At 38.7% G+C, this 25,531-nt stretch carries 22 protein-coding genes; 5 read left to right on the forward strand and 17 right to left on the reverse strand.

Going from position 1 to position 25,531, the window contains the following annotated elements:
* Positions 1-48: 48 nt before the first annotated feature.
* The 9 genes from arsB to GSY47_RS11435 form a co-directional block, all read right to left on the reverse strand.
* Positions 49-1,134: an ACR3 family arsenite efflux transporter gene (gene arsB / locus GSY47_RS11395; RefSeq protein WP_129053268.1), complete on the reverse strand. Its 1,086-nt coding sequence runs from the start codon at positions 1,132-1,134 to the stop codon at positions 49-51.
* Position 1,135: 1 nt separating this feature from the next.
* Complete coding sequence (locus tag GSY47_RS11400; RefSeq protein WP_219071072.1) at positions 1,136-1,750, reverse strand: arsenate-mycothiol transferase ArsC; 615 nt, start codon at positions 1,748-1,750, stop codon at positions 1,136-1,138.
* Positions 1,751-1,792: 42 nt separating this feature from the next.
* Positions 1,793-2,266: a DUF6428 family protein gene (locus tag GSY47_RS11405; RefSeq protein WP_219071320.1), complete on the reverse strand. Its 474-nt coding sequence runs from the start codon at positions 2,264-2,266 to the stop codon at positions 1,793-1,795.
* A gap of 33 nt (positions 2,267-2,299) precedes the next feature.
* Positions 2,300-2,785, reverse strand: a complete 486-nt coding sequence (locus GSY47_RS11410) for a GNAT family N-acetyltransferase (RefSeq protein WP_219071368.1) — start codon at positions 2,783-2,785, stop codon at positions 2,300-2,302.
* Positions 2,786-2,795: 10 nt separating this feature from the next.
* Entirely contained in the window at positions 2,796-3,128 is a 333-nt protein-coding gene (locus tag GSY47_RS11415; protein ID WP_219071321.1) for an ArsR/SmtB family transcription factor, read from the reverse strand.
* A gap of 358 nt (positions 3,129-3,486) precedes the next feature.
* Positions 3,487-4,923 carry a TolC family protein gene (locus tag GSY47_RS11420; protein WP_219071325.1) on the reverse strand — a complete coding sequence of 479 codons (1,437 nt, stop codon included), beginning with the start codon at positions 4,921-4,923 and terminating at the stop codon, positions 3,487-3,489.
* A complete protein-coding gene (locus GSY47_RS11425; RefSeq protein ID WP_219071327.1) occupies positions 4,913-8,119 on the reverse strand; it encodes an efflux RND transporter permease subunit in 3,207 nt (1,068 codons plus the stop codon). Before GSY47_RS11425 ends, GSY47_RS11420 begins: the two co-directional genes overlap by 11 nt.
* 21 nt (positions 8,120-8,140) lie before the next feature.
* Positions 8,141-9,223: an efflux RND transporter periplasmic adaptor subunit gene (locus GSY47_RS11430; RefSeq protein ID WP_095927849.1), complete on the reverse strand. Its 1,083-nt coding sequence runs from the start codon at positions 9,221-9,223 to the stop codon at positions 8,141-8,143.
* Between the two features lie 158 nt (positions 9,224-9,381).
* Positions 9,382-9,771, reverse strand: a complete 390-nt coding sequence (locus GSY47_RS11435; protein ID WP_219071329.1) for a hypothetical protein — start codon at positions 9,769-9,771, stop codon at positions 9,382-9,384.
* 505 nt (positions 9,772-10,276) lie between these two features.
* Between GSY47_RS11435 and nhaA the strand changes: the two genes are divergently transcribed.
* On the forward strand, positions 10,277-11,458 hold the full coding sequence (gene nhaA / locus GSY47_RS11440) for a Na+/H+ antiporter NhaA (protein WP_246611320.1): 1,182 nt from the start codon (positions 10,277-10,279) through the stop codon (positions 11,456-11,458).
* 25 nt (positions 11,459-11,483) lie between these two features.
* On the opposite strand, the gene GSY47_RS11445 is transcribed toward nhaA, so the two are convergent.
* From GSY47_RS11445 to GSY47_RS11475, 7 genes are all read right to left on the reverse strand, one after another.
* A complete protein-coding gene (locus GSY47_RS11445) occupies positions 11,484-12,794 on the reverse strand; it encodes a TIGR00341 family protein (protein ID WP_219071332.1) in 1,311 nt (436 codons plus the stop codon).
* Between the two features lie 116 nt (positions 12,795-12,910).
* Positions 12,911-13,129, reverse strand: coding sequence for a hypothetical protein (locus GSY47_RS11450; RefSeq protein ID WP_219071334.1), 219 nt, complete (start codon positions 13,127-13,129; stop codon positions 12,911-12,913).
* A 155-nt stretch (positions 13,130-13,284) separates the two neighbouring features.
* Positions 13,285-14,337 (reverse strand): succinylglutamate desuccinylase/aspartoacylase family protein, encoded by a 1,053-nt coding sequence (locus tag GSY47_RS11455; protein WP_219071335.1) that lies wholly within the window; start codon positions 14,335-14,337, stop codon positions 13,285-13,287.
* Between the two features lie 206 nt (positions 14,338-14,543).
* A complete protein-coding gene (locus GSY47_RS11460; RefSeq protein ID WP_219071336.1) occupies positions 14,544-16,334 on the reverse strand; it encodes a chloride channel protein in 1,791 nt (596 codons plus the stop codon).
* A gap of 486 nt (positions 16,335-16,820) precedes the next feature.
* On the reverse strand, positions 16,821-17,183 hold the full coding sequence (locus GSY47_RS11465) for a hypothetical protein (RefSeq protein WP_219071337.1): 363 nt from the start codon (positions 17,181-17,183) through the stop codon (positions 16,821-16,823).
* Between the two features lie 301 nt (positions 17,184-17,484).
* Complete coding sequence (locus GSY47_RS11470) at positions 17,485-17,943, reverse strand: hypothetical protein (RefSeq protein ID WP_219071338.1); 459 nt, start codon at positions 17,941-17,943, stop codon at positions 17,485-17,487.
* A 537-nt stretch (positions 17,944-18,480) separates the two neighbouring features.
* Positions 18,481-19,992 carry a PAS domain-containing sensor histidine kinase gene (locus tag GSY47_RS11475; RefSeq protein WP_219071339.1) on the reverse strand — a complete coding sequence of 504 codons (1,512 nt, stop codon included), beginning with the start codon at positions 19,990-19,992 and terminating at the stop codon, positions 18,481-18,483.
* A 402-nt stretch (positions 19,993-20,394) separates the two neighbouring features.
* On the opposite strand from GSY47_RS11475, the gene GSY47_RS26415 reads away from it, so the two are divergent.
* A complete protein-coding gene (locus GSY47_RS26415; RefSeq protein ID WP_379786625.1) occupies positions 20,395-20,574 on the forward strand; it encodes a DDE-type integrase/transposase/recombinase in 180 nt (59 codons plus the stop codon).
* A 143-nt stretch (positions 20,575-20,717) separates the two neighbouring features.
* Here GSY47_RS26415 and GSY47_RS11485 read toward each other — a convergent pair whose 3' ends face one another.
* The gene (locus GSY47_RS11485) at positions 20,718-21,134 is read right to left on the reverse strand and encodes a hypothetical protein (RefSeq protein WP_219071340.1); all 417 of its coding nucleotides are present in this window, start codon (positions 21,132-21,134) and stop codon (positions 20,718-20,720) included.
* Between the two features lie 676 nt (positions 21,135-21,810).
* On the opposite strand from GSY47_RS11485, the gene GSY47_RS11490 reads away from it, so the two are divergent.
* The 3 genes from GSY47_RS11490 to ppk1 all read left to right on the forward strand — a co-directional run bounded on the left by GSY47_RS11490 (position 21,811) and on the right by ppk1 (position 25,494).
* Positions 21,811-22,386, forward strand: coding sequence for a zeta toxin family protein (locus GSY47_RS11490; RefSeq protein WP_219071342.1), 576 nt, complete (start codon positions 21,811-21,813; stop codon positions 22,384-22,386).
* Positions 22,383-22,544 (forward strand): hypothetical protein, encoded by a 162-nt coding sequence (locus GSY47_RS11495; RefSeq protein WP_165571362.1) that lies wholly within the window; start codon positions 22,383-22,385, stop codon positions 22,542-22,544. Before GSY47_RS11490 ends, GSY47_RS11495 begins: the two co-directional genes overlap by 4 nt.
* Before the next feature lie 931 nt (positions 22,545-23,475).
* A complete protein-coding gene (gene ppk1, locus GSY47_RS11500) occupies positions 23,476-25,494 on the forward strand; it encodes a polyphosphate kinase 1 (protein WP_219071343.1) in 2,019 nt (672 codons plus the stop codon).
* Positions 25,495-25,531 lie beyond the last annotated feature (37 nt).

Consider the following 25,531-nt stretch of genomic DNA (forward strand, 5'->3'; position numbering starts at 1 on the left):
GGGAAGTTCGCATGTATATCCGATATTATTGCAATTCTCATATTTCTTTTAAGCAGTTTCTGCAGGCAGTTGTTTTGTAAAATACTTTTTTCTAAACCAAAATGCAAGGTTTACCAGTGCTATAAGAGCAGGTACTTCTACCAAAGGACCAATAACACCTGCAAATGCCTGTCCGCTGTTTATTCCGAATACTCCAATTGCCACGGCAATAGCCAATTCAAAATTATTGCCGGTGGCTGTAAACGCAATAGATGTAGCCTTTGAATAGTCAGCCCCAAAATATTTTCCTGTAAAAAAGCTGATGACAAACATTAAAGTAAAGTATATGACAAGCGGTATTGCAATACGCACGACATCCATCGGGATTTGAACAATAAGTTCCCCTTTCAGGCTGAACATTACAATGATCGTAAAGAGCAGTGAAATAAGAGTAATCGGTGAGATAAACGGCACGTACTTATCCTCAAACCATTCAGAGCCTTTTAAAGCTATCAAAGCATAGCGGCTTATGATTCCCAGAGCAAATGGAATACCTAGATAGATACCCACACTCTCGGCAATCTGTGCAATGATGATATTGACTTCAAAACCATCATATCCAAAATAGGGAGGTAGAATGGTTATAAAAATGTAAGCGTATACACTATAAAGCAGTACCTGAAAAATACTGTTTAGGGCAATTAGTCCTGCAGCATATTCGCGGTTTCCGTCTGCCAGATCGTTCCATACCACAACCATTGCGATACAGCGTGCCAGGCCAATCAGGATCACCCCGATCATGTATTCAGGATATCCGCTTAAAAACAGGAGCGCCAACAAAAACATCAAGACAGGGCCTACAATCCAGTTCAGGAATAAAGAGGCGCCCAAGACTTTAGTGTTCTTGAAAACCTGTCCCATCTGTTCGTATTTTACTTTTGCCAGTGGCGGGTACATCATCAGGATAAGTCCTATTGCCAATGGAATGTTTGTTGTTCCGCTGGAGAAAGAATTGATGAAATCTCCGCTGGAAGGAATAAAGTATCCTATAGCCACGCCTATAGCCATAGCAAGGAAAATCCAAAGGGTCAAGAAGCGGTCAAGGAAGCTTAACTTTTTGCGTCCGACAGCTGGTGCACAGTTATTTGCTGACATTTTATTTTTTTATTTGTGAGAATATGTAAAACATTTCAGTTCCAATCTGCAGACTGCGCTCCAGATAAGTTTCTTTCTGCTGAGGCGTTCCGTCGGAAATTTTTGGATCTTCAAAAGTGATCGGGATTCTTTTCTCAGCGCCTGCTATAAACGGGCATCCACCGGCAGCCTGCGAACAGGTCATTATTGCGGCAAATCCGCTTTCAGGATTGAAATCATCATCATAGGTTTTGGAAAAACCAATGACAGGAAGTCCGTCAGGTGAATATTTTATGGAATAAACGGGGTTTGATCCCTCTGAAAGAGTTTTGATGTTGAATCCTGAATGCTTCAAAATCTCCGCTGCCATTGGGAAAAGGGCAGTAGCCTCGGTTCCCCCCGAATAGCATGAAACGTTTTCGATGCCGTAATAGGCAGCCGCAGTCTGCGCCCAAACCTGCGAGAGATGGCTTCTTCTGGAATTGTGCGTGCAGATTAGGTTTAGTCTGGTTTCCAGCTTACCGTCCGCTTTTGTCTGAATGAAGTCGATTAGTGGCTGCAGGACTGCTTTGCGCTCTTCGGAGATCTGCTTAAAATCAAATGATTTAACGGTATTCTCAATTTGTGGATATAACATAGTTTTTTGGCTGTAAAGGTTTATTGATTTTCTGTTTAATGATTAGCAGCATCCTCCGCCCGGAGTGCATGAAGCGCCATTATCAGTATTTAGCTGAGATAATTTTACTTTTGGCTTATCAGAGGCAATGCCGCACTGCTCCTGAGCAAGGCAGGCTGTCTGTTTATTCAGCAGAGTGAAGTTTCTGCCGTTAAAATCCAAATCGTATTTACCGATAGTTGTGTTCTGGTACTCCACTTCAATTTCATGGTCTTCAATTCCCAATACTTTTTCTGAAAGCTCAATGATGTGAATCAGCTTTCCGGGTTTAAGCCTGTGTTCGTAGTCGCTGGCATCCCAAAGCTGGAAATTTACAACCGTTTCTTTTCTTACTGTTCCTCCGCAGTCGATGAAGTTTTTGGTAACCAGGCCTACTTCAGTCACGTGGAAATATTCCGGTACAAATGTGCCGTTGGGCAGTTCAAAATTTACAGCTTCAACTGTTTTAAGCACTTCTTTAATTTCTGAAAGTTTCATGTTTTTTTATATTTAGTTCAACTATATTTTTTATTAGATAATAACGGAGCTTCTTCTTTCAAGAATCGCAGTATCTCTCCAGATACCATTTTGTTTTCCAATTTTCTCCCTTACACCAAGTATCCTGAAACCTGCTTTTTCATGAATGCGCAGACTTGCTGTATTCTCAGGAAAGATCCCTGCCTGAAGTGTCCAGATTCCTTCTGCTTCGCTCTGCCGGACAAGTTCATTTAAAAGAGCAAGCCCGATTCCTTTTCCTGAATGTGCTGGATCCACATATACGCTCACCTCTGCAACCCCTGCATAAACGCAGCGTGAAGAAACAGGGGTAAGGGAAGCCCAGCCAATTGCCTTGCCATCTTCCTGCATCACAACTCGGCAGGACTTAAGATGTGACTGATCCCAGTTTTCCCATGAAGGGGCGCTGGTCTGGAAAGTCGCATTGCCGGTATCTATCCCTTTTTGGTAAATTAATTTTACCTGATCCCAGTGTTTATCCGAAAGTTTTCTGATTTCCATATCTTTTAGATTAACAGCATTCGCTTCTCTTTTTTGCAAGATTTGCTGATATATGCTCAAAAAAGCCTTTTATCTTTTCCAGTCCGGGTTCATTGATGCAGTAGCAGATAGAATTTCCTTCGATGCTTCCTTTAATCAGACCTGCATTTTTCAATTCTTTCAAATGCTGTGAAACTGTCGGCTGCGAAAGGGGAAGTTCGTTTACAATATCTCCGCAGATGCAGGCATCCACTTTTAATAAGTATTCCATAATAGCAATACGCGCAGGATGGCCTAATGCTTTGGCTAAAACAGCCAGCTCATTCTGGCTTTCTGTAAAGTGATCTGTTTTTGTTGTTCCCATCGTCTTATATTTATATTGCAATATTACGATATACAATTTAAAGAAAAAAAGATTTTATGTTTTTCTTTTGCTGGGTAAGATGCATGATCCGCAGAGGGCGCCCAGATTGTCCATAGCCGCGGTAAAGAAGGAAAGCAGTACCTGAATTATTTTTTAACGGCAGCTGAAAATGAGGCAGAGCTTATAAAATCATAGGTGCGGCGGAAGATTGCGGACAGACTCTATTGCCTGAGGGGCATACGCTTAGGAATTATACAGCTGGATTAGTTTTAGATTTGATCCGGGATTAGGTGGTAAGCAGAAAAGGAGCCCTGTTAAAAAACAGGGCTCCTTTAAAAAAAAATAAAAATGAAAACTACTAATTCCAGCCGCCGCCTAAGGCTTTATAAACATTAACAAAAGCATTCATCTGCTGTTTTTTGGTTTCGATAAGTTCAAACTTAGATTCTAAAGCATCTTTCTGGGTCAGTAAAACTTCCATATAATCTGCCCTGGCAGAACTAAATAAGTTATTGGATATCTGAACAGATTCGTTTAAAGCATCAACTTGTTTTGACTTCAAATCATAGCTTTTTGCTGTATTTTGAATTTTAGAAAGCTGATTCGCAACTTCAACATAAGCGTTTACCAAAGTTCTTTCATAATTGTAAACTGCCTGAATTTGTTTGGCGCTTGCAGTAAGATAACTTGCCTTAATAGCATTTCTGTTGATCAGAGGAGCAACCAAATCTCCGGCTATGGAATACAATAGAGATTCTGGAGAAGTCAGCAGATACTTGGCATTGAAAGCTTCATAACCAATTCCTGCTGAAATGCCCAGCGATGGATAAAATTTAGCTTTAGCGGCCTTAATGTCGAGTTTTGCAGCGATTAGTTCCATTTCTGCTTTTTTAATGTCGGGACGATTCTCCAGAAGCTGAGAAGGCACTCCGGCATGAATATCTGCAGGAGTTATAGAACTGAATGTATTGCTGTTTCTGGCAATTTTTTGAGGAAAACGCCCCAACAGGAAATTGATTTTATTTTCTGTTTCGGTTATCTGCTGCTGTATGTCAAACTGAATGCTTTGCGTGCTTAAAATCTGAGCCTCAAACCGGCGTACAGCCAGTTCGTTTACCCTTGCCGCTTCTTTTTGTATTTTTACGACTTTTAATGCATTGGTCTGAATGTCAATATTTTGTATGATGATTTTCAATTGATTATCCAATGCTAAAAGTTCGTAATACGAATCGGCTATTTCTGCAATCAAATTGGTAACTACAAAATTCTTTCCTTCAATAGAACCTAAATAACGGTTTAAAGCTGCTTTTTTAGCATTATGCAGTTTGTTCCAAATATCGATTTCCCAACTTGAAGTCAGCGCAAAACGATAATTAGGAAGCGGATCTGGTGTTTCTTTCCCAGGCATAATTTCTGTTGTAGCTTCACCAGAACCTGTGCTTGTGTATCTTCCTGACTTCGTTACATCTGCACCGGCGCTAAAACCTACAAAAGGCAGGTATTCTCCTTTTCGTGCTTTTACTTCGCTTCTGGCAATTTCAATTTCCTGAAGTGTGATGTTTAATTCCTGATTGTTTTTTAAAGCGATATCAATCAGATTTTCTAAATTTTCGTCTGTAAAATAACTTCTCCATTTTACTTTTCCGGTATTTAGAGTGTCTAAGCCAGTGTCAGCATAGTTTTCTGGCAGTGTTTTGTTTTCTGTTTTTTCTACAATAGTTGTCGTTTTACAACCCGCTATGGTGAGTAATACGCAGGCAAGACCTGCGTATTTTATATTTCTGTTATTCTTCATTTTCCTCCGTTTGATTGTTTGTTGAAAAATCATGTACATGATGCATAAAATCATCAGATAATGAACTTTCTTCTTCTCCTTTAATTAGTTTTCGGCCTTGAGCCAATGAACCAAAAATGTAGTATAGCCCCGGAACAATAATTACTCCGAAAATGGTTCCGAAAAGCATTCCACCAAGCGCGGATCCTCCAATAGTTCTGTTACCGATTGCACCCGCTCCAGAAGCGAAAATCAACGGAATCAATCCTGCAATAAAGGCAAATGATGTCATTAAGATTGGTCTGAAACGAACCTTAGCGCCTTCAATAGCGGCTTCGAGAATGGTAGCGCCCTGCTGGTGTTTGAGGACGGCAAATTCGACTATCAATACGGCATTTTTACCGAGCAGTCCGACCAACATAATTAATCCGATTTGCGCATAAATATCGTTTTGTAAGCCCATCATTTGAAGAATGACAAACGAACCTAAAATTCCAACAGGAATCGATAAAATCACTGAAAACGGAATAATAAAACTCTCATATTGCGCAGCTAACACAAAATAAACGAAAGCCAATACGACTAAAAAGATGTAAAGTGATTCGTTACCTCGTCCAGCTTCATCATAAGAAAGACCTTCCCATGCAATATCATATCCTTTAGGCAATGTTTTAAGCGCTGTTTCCTGTACTGCTTTAATGGCATCAGCAGTGGTGTATCCTTTTGCAGGCTGACCCTGAATAGCAGCAGAATTATACATGTTGTAACGCGTGATCTCATTAGGTCCCTGTGTTTTTTTAAGCGTCATAAAAGCAGAATAAGGCACCATTTCTCCATGATCATTTTTTACATAGAGATTCAATATATCTGACGGAAGTCTTCTGAATTTTGGATCAGACTGCACGTATAATTTAAAGAAACGTCCAAATTTGATGAATCCTTGTTCGTAGGTACTTCCGATTAGAATGTTGAGGTTTTCCATCGCTTTACCAATAGAAACTCCTTTCTGCATCGCTAAATCATTGTTGATCTCTAATTCATACTGCGGATAATTGGCAGCGAAGAATGTAAACAAACCAGAAAGCTCTTTACGTTTGCCTAATTCGGCCATAAACTGCTTGTTGATTTTGTCAAAGTCCTGATAATTGGTATTGGTTGTTTTGTCTAACAAACGCATAGAAAAACCTCCAGAAGAACCAAATCCTGGAATTGCAGGCGGTTCAAAAAACTCTACAACAGCACCCAGATCTTTAGATTTCTTTTCTAACTCTTCCATGATTTCTGTAACAGAATGTTTTCTGTCCGACCACGATTTCAAGTTAATCAAACACGTTCCAGCATTAGAACCACGGCCTTCCGTCATGATTTCGTAACCCGCCAAAGAAGAAACCGATTCAACACCTTCAACCTTTTCACAGATTTTCTGCAGTTTCTGCGCTACCTGATTGGTTCTTTCTAAAGTTGCACCCGGTGGTGTTTGAATGATTCCGTAAATAGTTCCCTGATCCTCACTCGGAATAAATCCAGAAGGTAAAACTTGATTTTCTATAAAAATGAAAGCACAGAACGCAATTAAAATTCCGAAAGTTAGAACTCTTCGGCTCACAATTGTTTTTAGAACGACAACATAACGGCCTGTAAGTCTTTCAAACCATCTGTTAAAAGCATCAAGAGACTTCGTCAAGATATTTCCTTTTTTCTCTTTTCCGTGATTGTTTTTCAAAAGAATCGCACAAAGAACAGGAGTAAGGGTTAAAGCCACAATTGCTGAAATAATAATCGAGCTTGACATGGTAACCGAAAATTGTCTATAAAAAGTTCCAACCGGACCCGACATAAACGAAACAGGGATAAAAACCGAAACCATAACGGCTGTAATGGCGATAATCGCACCTCCAATTTCACCCAAAACTAATTTTACAGCATGGTAAGGCGTAATATGCGGAAATTCTTCAAACTTGGCATGGACGGCCTCGACAACGACAATCGCGTTATCAACTACAATTCCTATCGCTAATACCAATGAAAATAGGGTTACCAAGTTGATTGACATTCCAAACATCTGGATCACAAAGAAAGCTCCAACCAAAGAAACTGGAACGGCAATAATTGGAATTAAAGTGGAGCGCCAATCTCCTAAAAATATAAATACAACTAAGGCAACCAAAATAAAGGCATCTCTCAAAGTATGAACCACCTGATCGATAGAAGCATCTAAGAATTGCGAAACGTCATAACTGATTTTATAATCCATTCCTGGAGGAAAACTTGCTTTCATTTCTTCCAGTTTCGCTTTAACGTCATTGATTACGTCGCTTGCATTACTTCCGTAGTTTTGTTTTAATACAATTGCGGCAGAAGGATGACCATCTAGATTGGAGTAAATATCAAAGAATTCACTTCCTAATTCTACTTTTGCAATGTCTTTTAAGCGAATGCTTTCACCTTCAGAATTCGCACGGACAATTACATTTTCGTATTGTTTTGGCTCGTCGTATCTTCCTTTATAAGTCAATACATATTCTAAAGATTGTGCTGCAATACCAGAACTTTGTCCTAATCGTCCCGGACGGCCAATAATACTTTGTTCTTGTAAAACTTCCATCACTTCTTCAACAGAAATTTTGTAAGCTCGCATTCGGTCAGGATTCAACCAAACACGCATGGCATATTTACGGCTTCCTAAAATTTGAGTTCTCGCAACACCTTTAACACGGCTGATTTCCGGAATCATTTTTACATCAGCGTAGTTGTAAAGGAATTTTTCATCCATGCTTTTGCTTTTCGAATAAAGATTCACATACATCAGCATGCTGGGCTGAATAGGGGTAATAACAACTCCTTCACGCTGAACCAGTTCAGGTAATAATGGCATTACCTGATCGACCCTTGTTTTGACTCTGATTACAGCTTCATTAGGATCGGTTCCTGGTTCAAAAATGATTCTAAGTGTTGCTTCTCCAGCACTTGTGGCATCTGTCGCCATATAACGCACACCTTGTGTACCGTTAAGCGAATTCTCTAAGGTGATTAAAGTAGATTTTACCAATACATCGGCACTTGCTCCCGGATAAGCAATAAAGATATTTACAGTTGTGGGCGCAATTTGAGGGAATTGCGAAATAGGTAGCTGTTTGATCGACAGCGTGCCTATAAATACAATTATAATCGAAATTATAATTGCAAAAACGGGTCTATGTATAAATTTATTAAACATTTCTTTTTCTTTTAGATTCGGTTATTCCGCATACAGTTCTAAGTTGGACATAACCGATTCGGGTTTTAAAACTTCGTAGTCTATTTTTTGATTTTCTTTTACAAGACGAAGTCCCTCTAAAAGTATTTTATCATGAATCGACAAACCTTCTTTTATTACAAATAGGTGAGGCATTTCCGCGGCAATAACAACCTCTCTCGATTTTACTGCATTGTTTTTATCAATTACATATACATATTTCTTGTCCAAAACTTCAAATGTGGCTTTCTGAGGTATCAGCATAGCATTTTTCAGTTCTATCGGCATCTGGATGCTTCCGGTTTCCCCGTGTCGTAACAATCTTTTTGGATTTGGAAAAACAGCTCTAAAAGGAATATTTCCTGTTTCATTATCAAAATCGGCTTCAATGGTTTCTACAACTCCGGGATATTGGAATTTTTTATTGTTGGCCATCAATAAATAAACTTTCATTTTACCATTTTTTCCTGCTTTTTCCTGATAATCTAAATATTCAGATTCCGGTACATTATAATATACCCACATTGAACTGTTGTCTGCCAATTCTGTAAGCAGTTCGCCTTCATCAACTAAACTTCCCTGACGGACATGAAATTTATCGATGATTCCGTCAAAAGGCGCTCTGATTTCTGTAAACTGAAGATGAACTTTGCTTAAGGCCATTTCAGCATTTGCTTTTTCCAGTTTGGCTTTTGCCATTGCCAGTTCATTTGGAGAAACCACTTTTTCGTCAGCTAATTTTTTAGCATTTTGGTATTCTATTGAGCTGAAACTTACTTCTGCTTTAGATTTTTTTAATTCGGCTTCATAAAGCGCAGGCATAATTTTAAACAACAGCTGGCCTTTTTTAACCATTTGTCCTTCATCTACATAAATTTTTTCAAGGTAACCGCGCTCTTGCGCTCTTATTTCGATATGTTGAATAGAGTGTATCTGCGATACATAATCTTTTGTAATGGTAGTATCTTTTTCAATTGGATTCGTAACCAGAAATTTGGTTTTTTGCTCTTTTTCTCCTTCTTTTTTAGAGTTGCAGCCTGCAAAAACTAATGCACATAAAGACATGAGCATGAAAATTCTTTTCATAATAATTTCAGAATTAAAACGTAATGATTTTGATTTTTTTAACAGCCTTAAATAAGGCTGAAGTATTCCACATCCGTTTGCCGGCTTAGAGAAATCATCTGCTGGCAAAGGATAAAACGGTAAATTGGAAATAGTTTGTGACTACTTAGGATAAAAAATCAAATTCTGAAAACTTGAAATCGAAGGTATACTTTATTAGAAAGTAAGGCGAAAATTTTAAAGTTATTAGCCTTTTTGTTAAAGGCAGGACACACTGCAAATTTATTGCGGCGCAGGAAATGTAAAAAGCAGCTGCTTTTTACAAGCTGTTTTTGAATGGTGGAAAAATTTTCTTCATTTTCTTCATTATCTAAAAGACAGCATTTTCTTTTGAAGGTTTCAACAAAATGTCTTTTAGCCAGATAAGCTCCCATATCGGACTTTATTTCCTGAAGTGCTGCAGGGTGCGGTTTTTTCTCTGAGAATTGGCTGCTGCTTGTATATACACTGCCATATCCCATTAACAGGACAACAAGTGACAGGGTAAAACTAGCAAACCATTTTTTCATAGGAAATACAAATTTAGATAAAGAATTTTATAAAAACAATCACTGTAATTTACTAATTTATGGCAAATGGTAATTTGGGATTTTTTAGACGATTTATTAAAAAAATCATTTATTTTTAGCCCTCATATTATGAATTGGCAAATAAATAGAGATTATGCCTTGTCTTTTTTTATCAAAAGCCGGCCGTTTTAAAGAAAATGAAAAGCTGGGCACCAATTCCTAATATGAAGTATGGTTCCAGCCCAGGTCTTATCAATGCCTTTTGCATATCAGCTCTTAAAAGCAGGCTTTTTTATATAAGGGCTGATGATGAAGAGACCGGATAAAATGAACGGGATACCCAGCCGGTGCCCGTTAACAGTAGAGTGCTAATTAGTGTGCCTTTGCAAAATAATCTTACTTACGTGAATGGTCCTAACTGGCATTATTAATAATACCGGGTGCTGGTTCATTTTTATGCATGGATCTTCTTGGCATTTTAAGCCCTAATGCCTATTTTTGTCCAATGGCAAAACTTATAAATCTCAAAATTTTCGCGCATTTTTTCCAATCTTCCGCAGCAGGAGGGATTCTGCTTTTAATTTGTGTGCTGGTTTCTCTTATAATGGCCAATACGGGGCTCGGAGTACATTTTAATGATTTGCTGGGGTATCCTTTGGGATTTGAAGCAGCGGGCCTGCAGCTGCGGTATCCGATCCTGCTGTGGATCAACGATGGTTTGATGGCTGTTTTTTTTCTGCTGGTAGGCCTTGAAATCAAGAGGGAAGTGATAGAAGGTGAGCTTTCATCTCTTCGCCATGCGGCCCTGCCGGTGCTGGCAGCTGTAGGAGGGGTCATGGTTCCCGCATTGATTTACTTTCTTTTTAACGGACAAAGTCCTGATATTGCCAAAGGATGGGGAATCCCAATGGCAACCGATATTGCTTTTGCGCTTGGAATACTTTCCCTTTTAGGAGATAAGGTTCCCTCGGGGCTTAAAATTTTTCTTGCCGCGCTGGCCATTGTGGATGATCTGATTGCTATTTTGGTTATCGCGGTTTTTTATTCCTCGGAACTTCATTTTCTGTATCTGGTTTATGCAGGGGGTATATTTGTACTGCTTATGATTTTTAACCGTTTGGGGGTAAAGAATTTGTTTTTTTATCTCCTGCCCGGTGCGGTGATGTGGTATTTTATACACCATTCAGGCATTCATGCCACGATAGCCGGAGTGCTTACGGCCTTAACGCTTCCCACTAACGAAGAAGAAACGGATTCCCCTTTGGAAAAGCTGGAACATGCTTTGGCTCGTCCGGTAAACTTTATCATCATGCCTGTTTTTGCACTGGCCAATACTAACATTGCTTTTGAATCTGAAATGCTGCAGGGACTTACCGGTAATCTCGGACTTGGAATTATTCTGGGGCTTTTCCTGGGCAAACCCATTGGCATCTTTGTAATGTCATGGTTCTCGGTGAAGATCAGGGCTGCTGATCTGCCTGCCCAGACTACATGGACTCATGTACTTGGACTGGGGCTTTTAGGCGGAATCGGCTTTACCATGTCCATATTTATAGCGCTATTGTCTTTTAAGGAACAGGCCTATCAGAATGAGGCGAAATTTGCGATACTTACTGCTTCTATACTGGCTGGGGTATCAGGCTTTATGCTACTGAGCTGGTATAATAAAAAGAAACGGGAACAGTAGTTTTTTGTTGATTCTTCTTAAGGGCTTACTGTCTTTTAAACAATACGGCATCTTTCACTAAAAGACGTTCATTGAGCCATTTGGTCAGTTTTTCACTTTCCTCTGCCGTTAGGTTTTTTGAGGCATCGTAAATTACAGCGGTGATCGTTGAGGTGCTGTCTTTATAATTCACTAAAGTGTTTTTGGCAATGGAAAGCGAATGGACATCAGGAAATAAGGTTCTTATTTCTTTTAAAAGCTGTTTGTTGTCAAATTTGTTTTTTGCCAGCTCTTTTTCCAGCTGGATTATTTTAACATCCTTTACATTCATTTCATTCTCGCTGCTCTTGATCTGATTTAAGATATCGCCTTTTATGTCGTTAAAGCGGTCGGTGCTGTCCTGTCTGATGCGAAGGCTGGTGCCGGCAAGGTACTTATTGCTGTTGAGTCTGCTTTTAAGGCTCTGAATCTCCTTATCGGAAAATCGTTTGGACAGGAAAGCAAGTTCGAGTTTTTTCTGCTTCGCGTTAAAATCCGTCTTTTTATAAACCACCGTATAACCCTTGCTGCTGAACTCACTGTCAACAAAAAGCTCTATATTTTTTTTAAACTGCTGTTCCCTGTATAGAGAGTAGGCGAGATAACTGCTGGGAACGAGCATTGCAGTAATGAGAAAAGCAATAATATACTTAACTTTTTGCTGCTGCTTTTCATCCACCTGTTTAACAGCAGGATAATTCAGGTATTTTATGATTAGAAAAGTGGCGATACCTATAAAAACGCAGTTGATGCAATAAAGGTAGAAAGCTCCTAGAAAAAAGCTCCACTGGGCAGTTGCAATCCCGTATCCTGCGGTGCATAAAGGCGGCATCAATGCCGTTGCAATAGCTACTCCGGGAATAGGATTTCCTTTCTCTGACCGCGTAACGGCAATGACCCCGACAACACCGCCAAAAAAAGCGATAAGAATATCGTAAATGTTCGGGGAGGTTCTCGCCAGAAGCTCCGACTGAACGTCCTTGAAAGGACTCAGGTAAAAATAAAGCGTGGAGACCACCAGACTCACAACCGTTGCATTGAGCAGGTTTTTGAGTGATTTTTTAAGCAGTGAAAAGTCATAAATGCCCAAGGCAAAACCGGCCCCTACAATAGGCCCCATCAGAGGGGAGATGAGCATCGCTCCGATGATAACAGCTGTTGAGTTTACATTAAGCCCCACCGAGGCCACAATTATGGCGCAGGCCAGTATCCAAAGATTGGCTCCTTTAAAGGAAATGTTTTTTTTAACGGTCTGCAGTGTTTTTTCCCTGTCGTCTTCTCCTTCTCTAAGATTCAGAATATCAGTAATTTTTCTCATAAGCTGTCTAAGTTAGTGTGAGCGCTGTGATATGGCATTGCTGTATTTAAAGATAGGATTTATTTTAATAACAGGGATGGAGTTCAAACAGATTAATTACTACCCCGGCTGGTTTATTATCCATTGATTTTATCTTTGTGGTATTGTTTGAGCCATTTTTCCATTTTTTGCAAAACCTGAATTTCCTCTGGATCACCTGCCGGATCTAAAAGGCCGATGATTGTTCTGTCGTAATTGAATTTCTTATCTTCAAAAATACAGCTGAATTTGGGTACTTCGTTGTGAGATACAAGCCATTTTCCGTGCTCTGTTTTTTTAATTTGAAATTTTTTCATAGGAGTTTAAATTTGTCTGAGTGCGTTAATTATAGTATTATTATAATGGGCAGGCACCGAACTATTGTAAACGGCTGACAGCAGTCAGTATTGTTCACACAGATTAATTTTTTTCAAAGCGGCAGGATCTTGGAGCTTTCGGTATTGATATAAAATTAATCCACAGCCTTATAGCCGATACAGAATAATGTTTCGCCTTCGTTTACCGGAAGTCTTCCTGCCTTATAGAGAATTGTGCCGCTTTGGGGCGCGGTGATTATTTTCACATTACAGCCAAAAACATCTGTGATATAGCCAATTTCCTCTTCTTTTATAACTCTGCTTCCTGCTTTAAAACTGCTGTAAAATAATCCCTGGCCGGGTCCCGAAACATAGGCCTGTCTGTTGTATTTGTTTTTTGCAGGAGCAGCCGGTATCACTTTTTTGCTTTCATACATTTGCAGCTCTTTGAGCATGCGGTAAACTGCATTTTTAGTAAAGAGCACATCTGACTTCTCGCAGCTGCCAAGCTTTCCAATTTCAATACTGAGCGCCGGGATGCCCAGCCTTACGGCCTGCTTAAAGGCATACATCGCCGGCTGGCCTTCGGCAATGGCATAGGGATAACTCACAATGGTGGAAAAACCGCTGTTTTCACTAAGACGGGAAACCAGCCGGGTCTGCTCTTTGAATTCCTTGTTATCGTAATAACAGATAAAGGGTATTAGATCTTCATTGACATCCCCGCCATGCAGATCCAGAAACAAGTCCGTGGCGTCAAAAACCTGAGTGGTGATAAAATTGGCAATTACCTCGGTGATGCTGCCTGTTCTGCTGCCTGGAAAAACACGGTTTAAGTTCAGGTTGTCCGAAGGGTTTACAAAAGGAGTTCTCTGGTAGAAGGACTGCAGGTTCATGATGGGAATAATGATTAAATTTCCTTTAAGCTTTTGAGGATTTATTTCCCTGCGAAGCTGCAGCAGAGAGGCTATGGGGGGATATTCCATTCCGTGAATACCTGCCGTTATGGTAAAAGTGGGACCGCTCTGGCTGCCTTTAATTAGAGTTGCGGGAAGATCTGCCGTAATGGAATCCAGGGTGCTTAAATGAAATATGGTGTCTTTGACACCTGGCTGCTGCAGGGCTAAGATCTTTTTTAAAGAATTTTTTTGAGACTGTGCTGTTTGAAACAGCAGAAAGGAAAATAAAAAAAAGAGTAAATTTTTCATGCGTATCTTAATGCGGCTGAAGCGCTTAATATATTATTGTTTAATTGATTTAAATTCAAAATAATAGCCCGGGATTCAATTTGCTGCAGGGAGAAAAACAAAAGCTGATCGGACGGCTCTTTACCTGTTTTTTAAAATTTGATGCAGTCTGCATTTTTTTATTGCATGGAACAAAAATGTTCCATTGTAATAATCCCTAAAAGTTATTATTCAAATGTCATGGATTTAAGCCTGTTTCGGTAGGATTCCAAAATATCTGATTTAGCCATAAAACCATAATACCTGCCGTTTTTTTCCACAGGGAGAAAAATTTTACTGCTTTTCTCAAATTTATTCATGACCGTTTCCATGCTGTCAAAAAGATAGATAGTTTGAACCGGCTTTAACATTATATCTTTTACCATTGTATTTTTAATTTGAGAAGTATCAAAAATGATTTCTCTGATGTCATCGAAATAAACCAGTCCCTCAAGCTCATTCTCCGTGCTCACTACTCCAAAAACCACCTGATCGCAGTGTGCCAGCAGATCGGAAATCTTTTCCATATCCTGATCTGCTGTAAGGGTGAGATAATCTTTTTTTACAAGATCCTCAATATTGAGCGTGCATAAAATATTGCTGTCTTTATTGCTGGTGAAGGCATTTCCCTTTCGGGCAAGGTTTTTTACATCGAGAGAATGTTTTTCAAAACGTTTTGAAACAGCAAAGCTCACCGAAGCGACGATCATAAGGGGTATCATCAGATCGTAGCCTCCGGTTATTTCTGCAATAAGAAAGATCGCTGTCAGCGGGGCATGAAACAGCCCGCTGAGGATTCCTGCCATCCCTACAAGGGTAAAGTTGCTTATCGGAAGATCCGTTAAGCCGGTCAGATTTAGGAGTTTTGAAAAGAAGTATCCAGCATAGGAACCCAGAAATAAAGAGGGGGCAAAGTTCCCGCCGTTCCCGCCGCTTCCAAGGGTTATCCCGGAAGCAAAAGCTTTTAGGAACATGGAAAATCCAACGAAAGCCAGCAGCACCCAGCTGCTGCTGCTGTACTGCTCAAAGAGTGTGTTTTTTAAAAGTGCTCCCGGGTTCTTATCGGCCAGGATTTTGATGCTTTCATAACCTTCACCAAATAGGGTGGGGAAAACAAAAATAAGAATTCCCAATACCGCTCCTCCAATTAAAGCTTTTTTATAAGCTCCGAATTTTAAGTGCGCAAAAAGATGTTCTGTTTTTAAAAATTTCCTGGCGTAGAAAACCGCTGTAAGACCAGTAAAAAGTCCCAGCAGCACGTAAAATGGAATATTATGATAGTCGAATGTCTGCTTTTCTCTGAAAACCAGCAGTATATTTTCATTTAAGACCACTGCTGAAACAAGCGCGCCTGTGGCTGCTGCAATCATAATAGGGGTAAAAGCCGCGATTGTGACATCTACCAGCAGCACCTCGACAGCAAAAAGCACACCGGCTATAGGAGCGTTAAAAGCGGCCGCTATACCGGCTGCAACCCCGCATCCTATGAGCAGCGTCCGTTCCTGGTAGCTTAATTTGAACTGCTGGGCAAAATTGGAACCAAAGGCGGCACCGGTAATTACAATTGGACTCTCCAGCCCGGCCGAGCCCCCAAGCCCAACAGTAAGGGAACTGGTCATGATCTGGGCGTACATTTGTTTTTTAGGGATAATGCTGGCTTTTCGCGCGACTGTGTACAGGATTTGAGAAGTCCCTTTCTCCAGGCTTCCCCCTAAGATCCTTTTCACCACAAATACAGTCAATACGATCCCGATAACGGGAAGCACACTGTTAATGAAACTTAATTTTACAATTGCGTTGATGGAAGCAGCAAAGGAAAAGACCCAGTGGGCAAAGGCCTTTAAAAATATTACAGCAAAGGCTGCAGTAATTCCAATTAGTACGCTGGAGAGAAAAATGAACTGTTTGCGGGTTAATTTTCTCTGTCCTTCAATCAGGATGTGTTTGGCTCTTAAGAGCTGTGTTAGGACTATCTTCATTGATTAGTAATCAGGTGCGGGAAGCCAGCGGGCATTTAAATATTCAGCCTGGGATCTGTCCTGCCTTGTTAGTTATCTCTATTGTGTTTGTCTGCAGTGCAGAGCTGGATTTATTATTTTACTTAGCCGCAGCGGTTCTCTGCAGGCTGAAATTTTTATTTTAGCAGTAAACAGGCAGAAGATTTCTTCTTGTTCTTGTCTTTCCGCTGCGAATGCTTGTAATTGCTGTAATGCTTTTTTATTGGTGCTTATCAGTGAGGAAATTTCTGCAGTATAAATTGAACAGCACCTGCGGACATAGTTTTTTAAAAAAGCATCGCCGGAAACAAGTGCCCAGACAGTACTGAGCCTTATTTATGGATGCAGAGCTGCCAGCAGTGTCTTTGACTGCCTTCACTAAACTATGCTTAGTACTGTATTGTGTCCTGCTGTTAAGCGGCAGATAAGGGACTGCCGAGCAGTTCTCCCCAATAATGAAAACTCATTTTAAAAAAGCTGGTAGAGGTGCAGGTAGTTATGACGCTGAATTTGGTAAATAACTTCAATACCGTAAATTAAGCTGTTTTTAAAGATTGTAAAAAGTGCTGATTTAGTGCTGTAAGGAATATTTAAAGCATCGCTTTCCGAAGCAGTTGCACGGTATTTTACTTTACTTTTAAATTTAAAATGGACATCCAGCTCTTTATATTTTATTACGAATGCAGAAGTGATTAAAGTATTGTCAAAAGAGATAAAGCCAGTTTTTAAGTGCCCAGCGCAAGATGGCTCAGGTGATCTGCCTGATGCGCTGTCAGCTGTGAAGGCAAGCAGCGATATTAGAAAAACGTATAGTAACTTTAAATGCTTCATTAGGGAACCTGCAGGGATTGTATTTCTCCAGAAAGAAAGTGTAACAATATAAGTGATGCAAATATACTGATTTTGAAAAAGAAGAATTATTAAATGACCTAAAAGCTTTATTTTTTTTTGTACGGGTTCTTTGTGCTGAATTTTAATTTTTTCATGGTTAATTTTTCCTGTCCCGGATCAGCAGGTTTTTGGCCTTTACGAATTATTTTTTGAATTTTTTGCTAAGTTGTATACTAGAAATACAAAGCTGCCTCTTCAAAGGGGTTAATGGGAAAAATCAAACGTTAATGTAATGCTGATTTTAAAGGCGGGGTTTACTGCGCGAGATATTTTGACTGCCCTTACTGCTGTTTAGAATTTTAGCAGATACGGTAAGCTCTGTATAAACAAGCAGGCAGATAATTGCTGTTTCAAGTGAAAAGTACATCAGATCAAAAGCTGTAAGCTTGCTGTAATGAATAAATAAAAAGGCAGTGGTCAGCGCACAGTACAGTAAATTGGCAGAACTTATTATTCTGATGTAAAGCGTCCATTTTGTTTTTAAAAATAAAAAGCATACAGCGGAGTAAAAGCATAAACAAGCCGCTATTGAGAAGAGTAGAGTTAATGTTGTCTTGGGCATCCCAAAATAGGGGCTTAGATTTGAAAGCACGGCAGAGAGCAGCACAGAATTAAGCAGAGCCCCCACAGAGTCAATTAAGAATAGTCTTCTGGGATTTTTTGCTAGATGACGGGTCAATTTTTCAATAATTTTATTCATTTTCGATTGCTGTTCTCTGATTTAAAGGTAATGGTTTTTTATCAGAGATTCTTATCTGTTCTTTTGTACTGGAACAATTTCCTCTTGCTGCTGTGATGTTATTCAAACACAAAGCCCAATTCAATTGGGGTTTATGTTTTTAAATAATTAATTCTATTTGTATTTGATCAAGCTATTTGTTTTCCCTGTGGAAGCAAACAGGAAAGTTTTTTTAATTTGGTTTGAGGCCGCATCGTCAATTGTATATAATGCTTTTTTTGAGCTCTTCCCGCTGTCCGTTGCAGTCTTTTGTACCGAACCCCGGCATAAAAGGATTTCCACTGCCATCGGGGCTGGGGCTGCTGAGGAGCCCTGTTTTGATAAACCCGCCAGATACAATTAAGTACAAGGCGGGCTGTCCATAAACATAATCTTCCATTTTATGTCTACTTAAAAACGTGTCAGTGTATGCTGTAATATCTGCAAATTGAAATATACAATTTACCAGAACACTATAGAGATAAGAATCTCCCTGTTTATTTATTTGTTTACAAGGGGCTAAAGATAAGAATCGGACTGTTTTAAAGGAAGGGTCACTGTAAATTCAGCGCCGTTGTCTTTCTCCCCCAAGGCAGTAATAGAGCCATTGTGCCTTTGGGCTATTTTTCTGCACAGGGCAAGTCCGAGCCCGTTTCCTTCGTATTTGTCTTTAGAGTGAAGCCTTTCAAAGGCATCAAATATTTTCTCTGCAAAAACAGGATCCAGTCCAATGCCGTTGTCCTTTATTTTTATTTCCAGCATCCCGGTGCCTTCTTGATTGTTTTTAATAGTAGAAGTGATTATCACTCTGGGCGGTTCCTCTGCTTTTGAGAACTTAAGGGCATTGTGCACCAGGTTATAAAAAAGCTGGTGGATCAGTATCGGCGCCCCTTCTATATGGGGAAGCTCACTTATGACCAGAATAGCTCCTTTTTCATTTATGATCAGTTCCAGATCGGTTTTGATATTTTCAATGACCAGGTCAAGGTTTATTTTTTCAACAGGCTGCGATCTTTTATCCAGGGTCGAGTAGGCAAGGATGCCTTCAATGATATTCTGCATCCTTTGTGCGGACTGGTCTACCTTTTGCAGGAATTTTTTAGCGTTCTCACTAAAATCGGCTTTGTACTCATTTTTTAAAATACTATTGAACGTTTTAATTTTTCGAATAGGCTCTTTCAGGTCATGGCTCACAACACCTGCGAAATGCATAAGGTCATCATTGGATCTGCGAAGCTCCTGTGTTCTCTCGGCGACCTGTTTTTTGAGTTCCTCTTCAAAGGCTTTCTGCTCGTGGATATCCTGTATGATCCCGATAAGGGTGCCGGGGGTTCCATTCTCGCCGGTGATAATTCTGCCATTGATCTTCACCCATTTAATCGATCCGTCATCGTTTAAAATTCGGGCCTCGTAGCACATTTTTCCTGTAGTCTGCGCCTGCTGGTGCGCTCTCTCGCGCAGGGCCTGGTCCTCCGGGTGCAGTCTGGCTATGAGCTCTTCGTTGGCAATCTCATGGTCGATGGACCAGATGGCATTGAAATTTCCCGAAGTTTTGATTTTTTTGGTCGCTAAGTCTATTTCATAGGTTCCCATTCCCGAGGATTCAACAGCCATTCTGAGCCTTTGCTCGGCACTCTGGGTCTGCTGTTTTGCAAGGTGCAGCTCGGTGACATCCGAGCCTGTATTCATCACCGCATAGATCCCGCCTCCCTTATCAAAAAGAGGGATAAAGCTGTAATTGAAATAATAGGTTCTAAGGGCACCGTCCACCATTAAATCAACCTGTTTGTCCTTTGCGTGAAAGGCAGTTCCGGTCTTGAGCACTTGGAGTGCCTGCTCAAAAAACGGCTGGTTTTGGGTTTCAGGGAGCACCTCCAGGTAGTTTTTTCCAATTATCTTGTCCCCTTTGCCCCAGGCCTGCATCATAGCGGGGTTGGCGAGTTGTATCTTTAATTCGTCCCCTGTATAAACAGCGGTGGGCAGCGGGGTATTATCCACAATGTCCTTCAAAAGCAATATATTGTCATACATCGTTGGGTGGTTTAGATTCTAACGAAAGTAGATTTAATTAATTTTAGTGTGTTACGTAAATATAAAAGAATGTTTCATAATTCCAATAGAATATTTTAACTGACTGCCAGATAATCAAAGTGTAGTGCAGTGATTTATTTAAATAATTAGTACTGGCTGGAAAATAAAGCTGTTTTGGGAGCTTCTCCCGCTATGCGTTTCACCCGAGCGCAAGCGAACTGGCGAAGCAGTCGGGGCTGGGGCTGCTGCTGAGACAGCAGAAGCTTCAGGCAAATCTGTATCAACTGCAAATCACGATTACTAAACACTGATAAAAGCAGCTCAAATACAGCGGCTGTCAAAGTCTATAACAAGCGCTCGTTCTCAAGGATTAAAATCCGGCAGTGTTAATGTATTAACAATATTGCAGAACAGGATCATCGTTTTATCAAGTGGCGCATACAGAACGGATTAGGTTTTAAAAGTTTTGAATCTGCAGAGAGAACTCTAAGCGGAATTGAAGTTGTGAATATGCTTCAAAAGAATCAGATGATTGAACCGGGGATATCTATGTTTAAATCATTCTGTAAATTGGCGGGCTGATTTTTAAATCACTTAAATTCTTATATTTTATTCTGACAGATGCGGCAGAACCTAAATTTTCCTATTTAAAAAAAACTGGTAAATTAAAAAAGCATGCACCCATATGGGCGCATGCTTTTAGATTATAATCTTTTGGTTCTAAATTAAATTTTAGTCTGATAAACAGATTTTCCGTCTAATGAAACTTCAATTAGACCAGTCTTTTCGGTAAATGTTGTTCTTAAGACACTTCCTTTAAAAAGAGAAACATCACCGTAAACTTTTCCCGTTTCATCGGTAGCATATTCGAACAATAATTTTTTGTTGTCCGGTTCGATTCCCAGCTTATAACTTGAAAACTTTGTTCCTTTTAAAGCGAATGACTGCTGGGAATCGATTATTTTATCATCCGCATAGAAATTTGTAACTGCCTTGTTCAGCGTAATGTCCGGATAATATTTATTTACTTTTTCAAGCAGGGAGTACTGAGCGGTGTTAGCATCTTCGAGTTTAGATGTAATGGTCTGCGCAGATGAGGCTGCTGTAAAAATAAGAGCTAAAAGTAATGTGATTCTTTTCATAATTTAAATTTTAATTGTTAGAGTTTTAAAATAATCTCTAAAACTTCATAATATCCATTTTTTTTGCATGATATATGATATTATTTCCATCAAGGTACTAAATATTTAGCACTGTTTGAAATAAAAAGCAAATTTTTTAGAAAATAACTATAAGAAAATGTATGCCTGCATCAGCTGCAGATTCGAACCTAATTGTTGGATCCGCTAGCATAACTCATTTTCTACTTTTACAATATTGGTGTGCCACGATTGTGCCACGAAACTTCAATTGGTAAAATGTTTTTAGAAAACAGCCTTAACATTTTGTGGCAAAAAAGGTATCCATTCCAAATGCAATGTGCCACGATTTTGCCACAAAACTTAATTTAAGGTTTTAAACCTAAATAAAAGTGCTATTAAGTGCGGGAAAAGGACTCGAACCAATGTTCTTCGATAATGATCTTGGAGTGCTGCTGTAAAACTTAGTTAATTGGTTGTTTTTTCTTTTTCTGTTATTTCTTTTAGATTTTTTATTTAGATTTTTGTCGATGATAGGGGTGATGGATGGAAAGCAAGAATAAAATAGTATCAAATTTTTCAATATTGTCGCTTGATTGCAGGTTTTTAAGACATTTGGACAATAAACTATTAGTATAAATAATTTATACTAAAAGTGTAATTTATTATCTTTGTAAGGATGAATAAAAATCTCTATATAATTGCAGGCTGTAATGGTGCTGGCAAGACTACTGCTTCATTTACAATACTTCCGGAAATACTAAATTGTAAGGAGTTTGTAAATGCGGACGAAATTGCTAAAGGACTTTCGCCTTTCCAGCCTGAAAAGGCTGCCTTTGAATCGGGAAGAATAATGCTCCACAGAATCAATGAATTATTGGCAAATGATGAAGTTTTCGCCTTTGAAACGACTTTGGCCACAAAAAGCTATAAAGCGAAAGTGATTTCGGCTCAGGAAAAAGGATATAAAGTGGTTCTTTTATTTTTTTGGCTCGATAGTGTTGACCTGGCAATTGAAAGGGTCAAGACCAGGGTTCAGGAAGGAGGACACAATATTGAAACCGATGTTATTAAACGCAGATATAAAAACGGAATAACTAATTTGTTTGCTATATATTTGCCTATAGTTAATGAGGCATTGATTTTTGACAATACAGCTGTAAAAGCTGAATTGATAGCACAAAAAACTTTGGGCAATGATATTGAAGTTATAAATGAAATCAAGTTCGATAAACTCACAAAGAACAAGTCATGAGAGAATACAAATCAACAACGACACCGACTCAGAAGAAGATTATAGAGGCAATGGATAAAGTTTCTGAAAAATTAATTGAGTTTAAAAAGAAAAATAACAGCGATCTGGTTGTTATGCAGGATGGCAAGATTGTAAGGATAAAAGCCAGTTCTTTATAAAAAGAATAGCTCTAAGCATCGAGAGCTCTCAGAAATGAGGGCTGTTTTATCTTTCTATCTTTATTAACTTAGTGTTTTTTCTTTTTCGTATCTAAAGTTTCGAACCTAAATTTGTCAGGCTTTGATACAGCTGATTTTTCATTTTTTCAAATTCCGATGTGCCGCGATTCTGCCGCAAACTTAAAGCGGTGGAATATCTTTAAAAAACACCTAAGCTTTTTGCGGCAAAAAAATAGCTGCCCGTGAGATATAGAACTCAGGTTTCTCATAAAAACAGCTCTGCTGTCTTTTACTGGGAATTTTAGTAAACCCTTAAAGGGTGAAATAAATGATGCTCTTCTGATTTCTGTTTCTCTTTGGAAGATAATTGATATAACCGTAATCATTCAGGTCTGCGGTGCATCTATGGCAGGTGACAGGGCCGCTTATTTTGGCAGTCTTCATAATTTCATGCCTGCAGGCTTTGATAGGATTAATATAGCCTGTGTATACTATTATTTTTTAGGTTTAATGTTAGTTTTAAGTTTTGGTATTATTTTTTGGAGCTCTTCCCGCTGTACGCTTCAATCTTTTTTGCCGAACCCCGGCAGAAAAGGATTTCCACTGCCATCGGGGCTAGGGGCTCCCAAAGAGCCCTGTTTTGTGTTGGAGAACTTGACATTCAAACCCAAATGCTGTATTTCTAATCAATACTTAAAACCGTAGATATAATTTTCTCACAATACTATTAGTTCCTCCGTCCAAAAAAAAATAGATTTTGCGGCCGCAGAAGCAGCACATCTATGCAGCAGATCATGATATGTTACCATTAAATTAAATTATGGTTAACTGCCTGTCTGTATTTATATTTTAAAATAATTAATCCTGAAATTTACAAGTGTATTGATAAAAAGTATAAACAAATTTCTCTTATAATAGTATCTCATTAAACGTGCAAAACTATCTTATCCCTTCAGAACTATCATGGCTTTCTTTCAATAGCTGCATTTTAGATGAAGCAGAAAACGTCAATAATTCACTATATGAACGAATTAAATTTTTAGCAATTCATTCTTCTAACCTGGATGAGTTTTTCAGGGTTAAAATTAGAAAACTGCTGATTAAAAATTCAAAGAAGAATAAAGATTTACTGGATAAAATTTTAGCTGAAGTTAATCTCCAGCAAAACAGGTTTGGTACTATTTGGAAGAATTCACTACTTACGGAATTAGCTGCTAATAACATTATTTACTATGAAAATCAAGAGCTTACTGAAGAACATCTTGAGGAGATAGAATATTATTTTAAAAGTATCATTCTCTCCTATATACAGGTCATTCATATTTCAGTAAACCAGCCTAAAACTTATTTCTTAAACAATCGCAGTTTATATTTTTTGGTGAAGTTAAAAGATTCTGCAGGTAACTTTAATTATGCGTATCTGAATATTCCTTCGGATAAACTCGATCGATATAAACAATTGCAAAGTCCGGGAGATACACATTATATTATTTCCATTGATACCATAATAAAGAATTGTTTATCCCTAATATTTCCTTCCGGAAAAATAGCTGCCTGCTATGCCATAAAATTAAATCGGGATGAAAATTATCTGATAGAAGATGAATACTCAGGAGATTTGATAGCAAAAATTGAAGCAAAAATTGAAGAACGCAAACGAGGTTCATCCACAAGGTTTTTGTATGATTCTAATATGGATGCTGAAACAATTTCGGTATGTAAAAAAACTTTCCGCCTTAAAAAAGATGAAATGATAAAAGGAGGAAGCCATCATAATTTTTATGACTTATTCAAGTTTCCAAATCCTTTGAAACCAGATCTTCAGGGAGCAGATTATCCGGGTCTCAAACACCTGCCTTTTGAAAGCAGCAAGTCAATTTTTGAAATTATTGACAAACAAAATCAATTATTACACTTTCCGTATCAATCCTATTATTATGTGCTTCAGTTTTTTAATCAGGCGGCAATTAACAGAAACGTCCTGGAGATAAAAATTACCTTATACAGGATTTCATCGCAGTCCTTAATTGCAAATGCTTTGATAAGCGCCGCCAAAAACGGCAAAAAAATAACTGTTTTTGTAGAAGTCAAAGCGCGTTTTGATGAATACAATAATTTATTCTGGTCTCGGGAAATGAAAAATGCCGGTGTAAAAATTATTCAAAGTATGCCGAATTTAAAGGTTCATGCTAAAGTTGCAATGGTGATAATGAAAGACAAGTATGGAAATAAAAAATGCTATAATTATTTATCAACTGGAAATTTTAATGAAAGCACGGCAAATGTTTATTCTGATTTTGGATTTTTCACTTCAGAAAAAAAATATGCAGATGATCTGAAAAAAATCTTTACATTTTTAAAAACCAAGAAAAAAGCAGAGGCGCCAAAAAATATTCTGGCGGCAGGCTTTAATATGAAAGAAAGGTTACTGGAATTAATAGATACTGAAATAGAAAATAAAAAAGCAGGCATGGAAGCTGCTGTTTTTTTAAAAGTAAACGGAGTTGATGAAAAAGATATTATCTACAAGCTTATTGAAGCCAGCAGGGCAGGTGTTGAAGTAACATTGATAGTTCGTGGAATCTGCACTTTATTGCCAGGAATTAAAGGTGTAAGCGAGAATATAAAAATCTACAGGATTGTAGATATGTTCCTGGAACATTCCAGAATTTACAAATTTGCAAATAATGGACAGGAAAAAATCTATTTGTCCTCTGCCGATATGTTAAGCCGAAATTTAAACAGGAGAATAGAAGTTGCTTTTCCGCTGTATGATGAAAAACACATTGCAGAAATTAATACCATTATCCAGTTACAACTGCAAGACAATACAAAAAGAAGAACCATAAACAGTGAAGGAAATAATGAACTCGGCATTCTCAGTACTGATGAAAAAAGACGTGCGCAAACCGAAATTTATGATTGGCTTGCCGAAAGTAACATGGAATAATGTTTTTTAATCTTATATGTAAGTAAATCTAAATCTA

Origin of the sequence: Flavobacterium quisquiliarum (genome assembly GCF_019308285.1) — a bacterium.
Classification (GTDB): Bacteria; Bacteroidota; Bacteroidia; order Flavobacteriales; family Flavobacteriaceae; genus Flavobacterium; species Flavobacterium quisquiliarum.

What these genes read in the sequence shown, in the direction of transcription:
- arsB (WP_129053268.1), bottom strand. Translation starts at nt 1,134, where the DNA reads ATGTCAGCAAATAACTGTGCACCAGCTGTCGGACGCAAAAAGTTAAGC.
- GSY47_RS11400 (WP_219071072.1), bottom strand. Translation starts at nt 1,750, where the DNA reads ATGTTATATCCACAAATTGAGAATACCGTTAAATCATTTGATTTTAAG.
- GSY47_RS11405 (WP_219071320.1), bottom strand. Translation starts at nt 2,266, where the DNA reads ATGAAACTTTCAGAAATTAAAGAAGTGCTTAAAACAGTTGAAGCTGTA.
- GSY47_RS11410 (WP_219071368.1), bottom strand. Translation starts at nt 2,785, where the DNA reads ATGGAAATCAGAAAACTTTCGGATAAACACTGGGATCAGGTAAAATTA.
- GSY47_RS11415 (WP_219071321.1), bottom strand. Translation starts at nt 3,128, where the DNA reads ATGGGAACAACAAAAACAGATCACTTTACAGAAAGCCAGAATGAGCTG.
- GSY47_RS11420 (WP_219071325.1), bottom strand. Translation starts at nt 4,923, where the DNA reads ATGAAGAATAACAGAAATATAAAATACGCAGGTCTTGCCTGCGTATTA.
- GSY47_RS11425 (WP_219071327.1), bottom strand. Translation starts at nt 8,119, where the DNA reads ATGTTTAATAAATTTATACATAGACCCGTTTTTGCAATTATAATTTCG.
- GSY47_RS11430 (WP_095927849.1), bottom strand. Translation starts at nt 9,223, where the DNA reads ATGAAAAGAATTTTCATGCTCATGTCTTTATGTGCATTAGTTTTTGCA.
- GSY47_RS11435 (WP_219071329.1), bottom strand. Translation starts at nt 9,771, where the DNA reads ATGAAAAAATGGTTTGCTAGTTTTACCCTGTCACTTGTTGTCCTGTTA.
- nhaA (WP_246611320.1), top strand. Translation starts at nt 10,277, where the DNA reads ATGGCAAAACTTATAAATCTCAAAATTTTCGCGCATTTTTTCCAATCT.
- GSY47_RS11445 (WP_219071332.1), bottom strand. Translation starts at nt 12,794, where the DNA reads ATGAGAAAAATTACTGATATTCTGAATCTTAGAGAAGGAGAAGACGAC.
- GSY47_RS11450 (WP_219071334.1), bottom strand. Translation starts at nt 13,129, where the DNA reads ATGAAAAAATTTCAAATTAAAAAAACAGAGCACGGAAAATGGCTTGTA.
- GSY47_RS11455 (WP_219071335.1), bottom strand. Translation starts at nt 14,337, where the DNA reads ATGAAAAATTTACTCTTTTTTTTATTTTCCTTTCTGCTGTTTCAAACA.
- GSY47_RS11460 (WP_219071336.1), bottom strand. Translation starts at nt 16,334, where the DNA reads ATGAAGATAGTCCTAACACAGCTCTTAAGAGCCAAACACATCCTGATT.
- GSY47_RS11465 (WP_219071337.1), bottom strand. Translation starts at nt 17,183, where the DNA reads ATGAAGCATTTAAAGTTACTATACGTTTTTCTAATATCGCTGCTTGCC.
- GSY47_RS11470 (WP_219071338.1), bottom strand. Translation starts at nt 17,943, where the DNA reads ATGAATAAAATTATTGAAAAATTGACCCGTCATCTAGCAAAAAATCCC.
- GSY47_RS11475 (WP_219071339.1), bottom strand. Translation starts at nt 19,992, where the DNA reads ATGTATGACAATATATTGCTTTTGAAGGACATTGTGGATAATACCCCG.
- GSY47_RS11485 (WP_219071340.1), bottom strand. Translation starts at nt 21,134, where the DNA reads ATGAAAAGAATCACATTACTTTTAGCTCTTATTTTTACAGCAGCCTCA.
- GSY47_RS11490 (WP_219071342.1), top strand. Translation starts at nt 21,811, where the DNA reads ATGAATAAAAATCTCTATATAATTGCAGGCTGTAATGGTGCTGGCAAG.
- GSY47_RS11495 (WP_165571362.1), top strand. Translation starts at nt 22,383, where the DNA reads ATGAGAGAATACAAATCAACAACGACACCGACTCAGAAGAAGATTATA.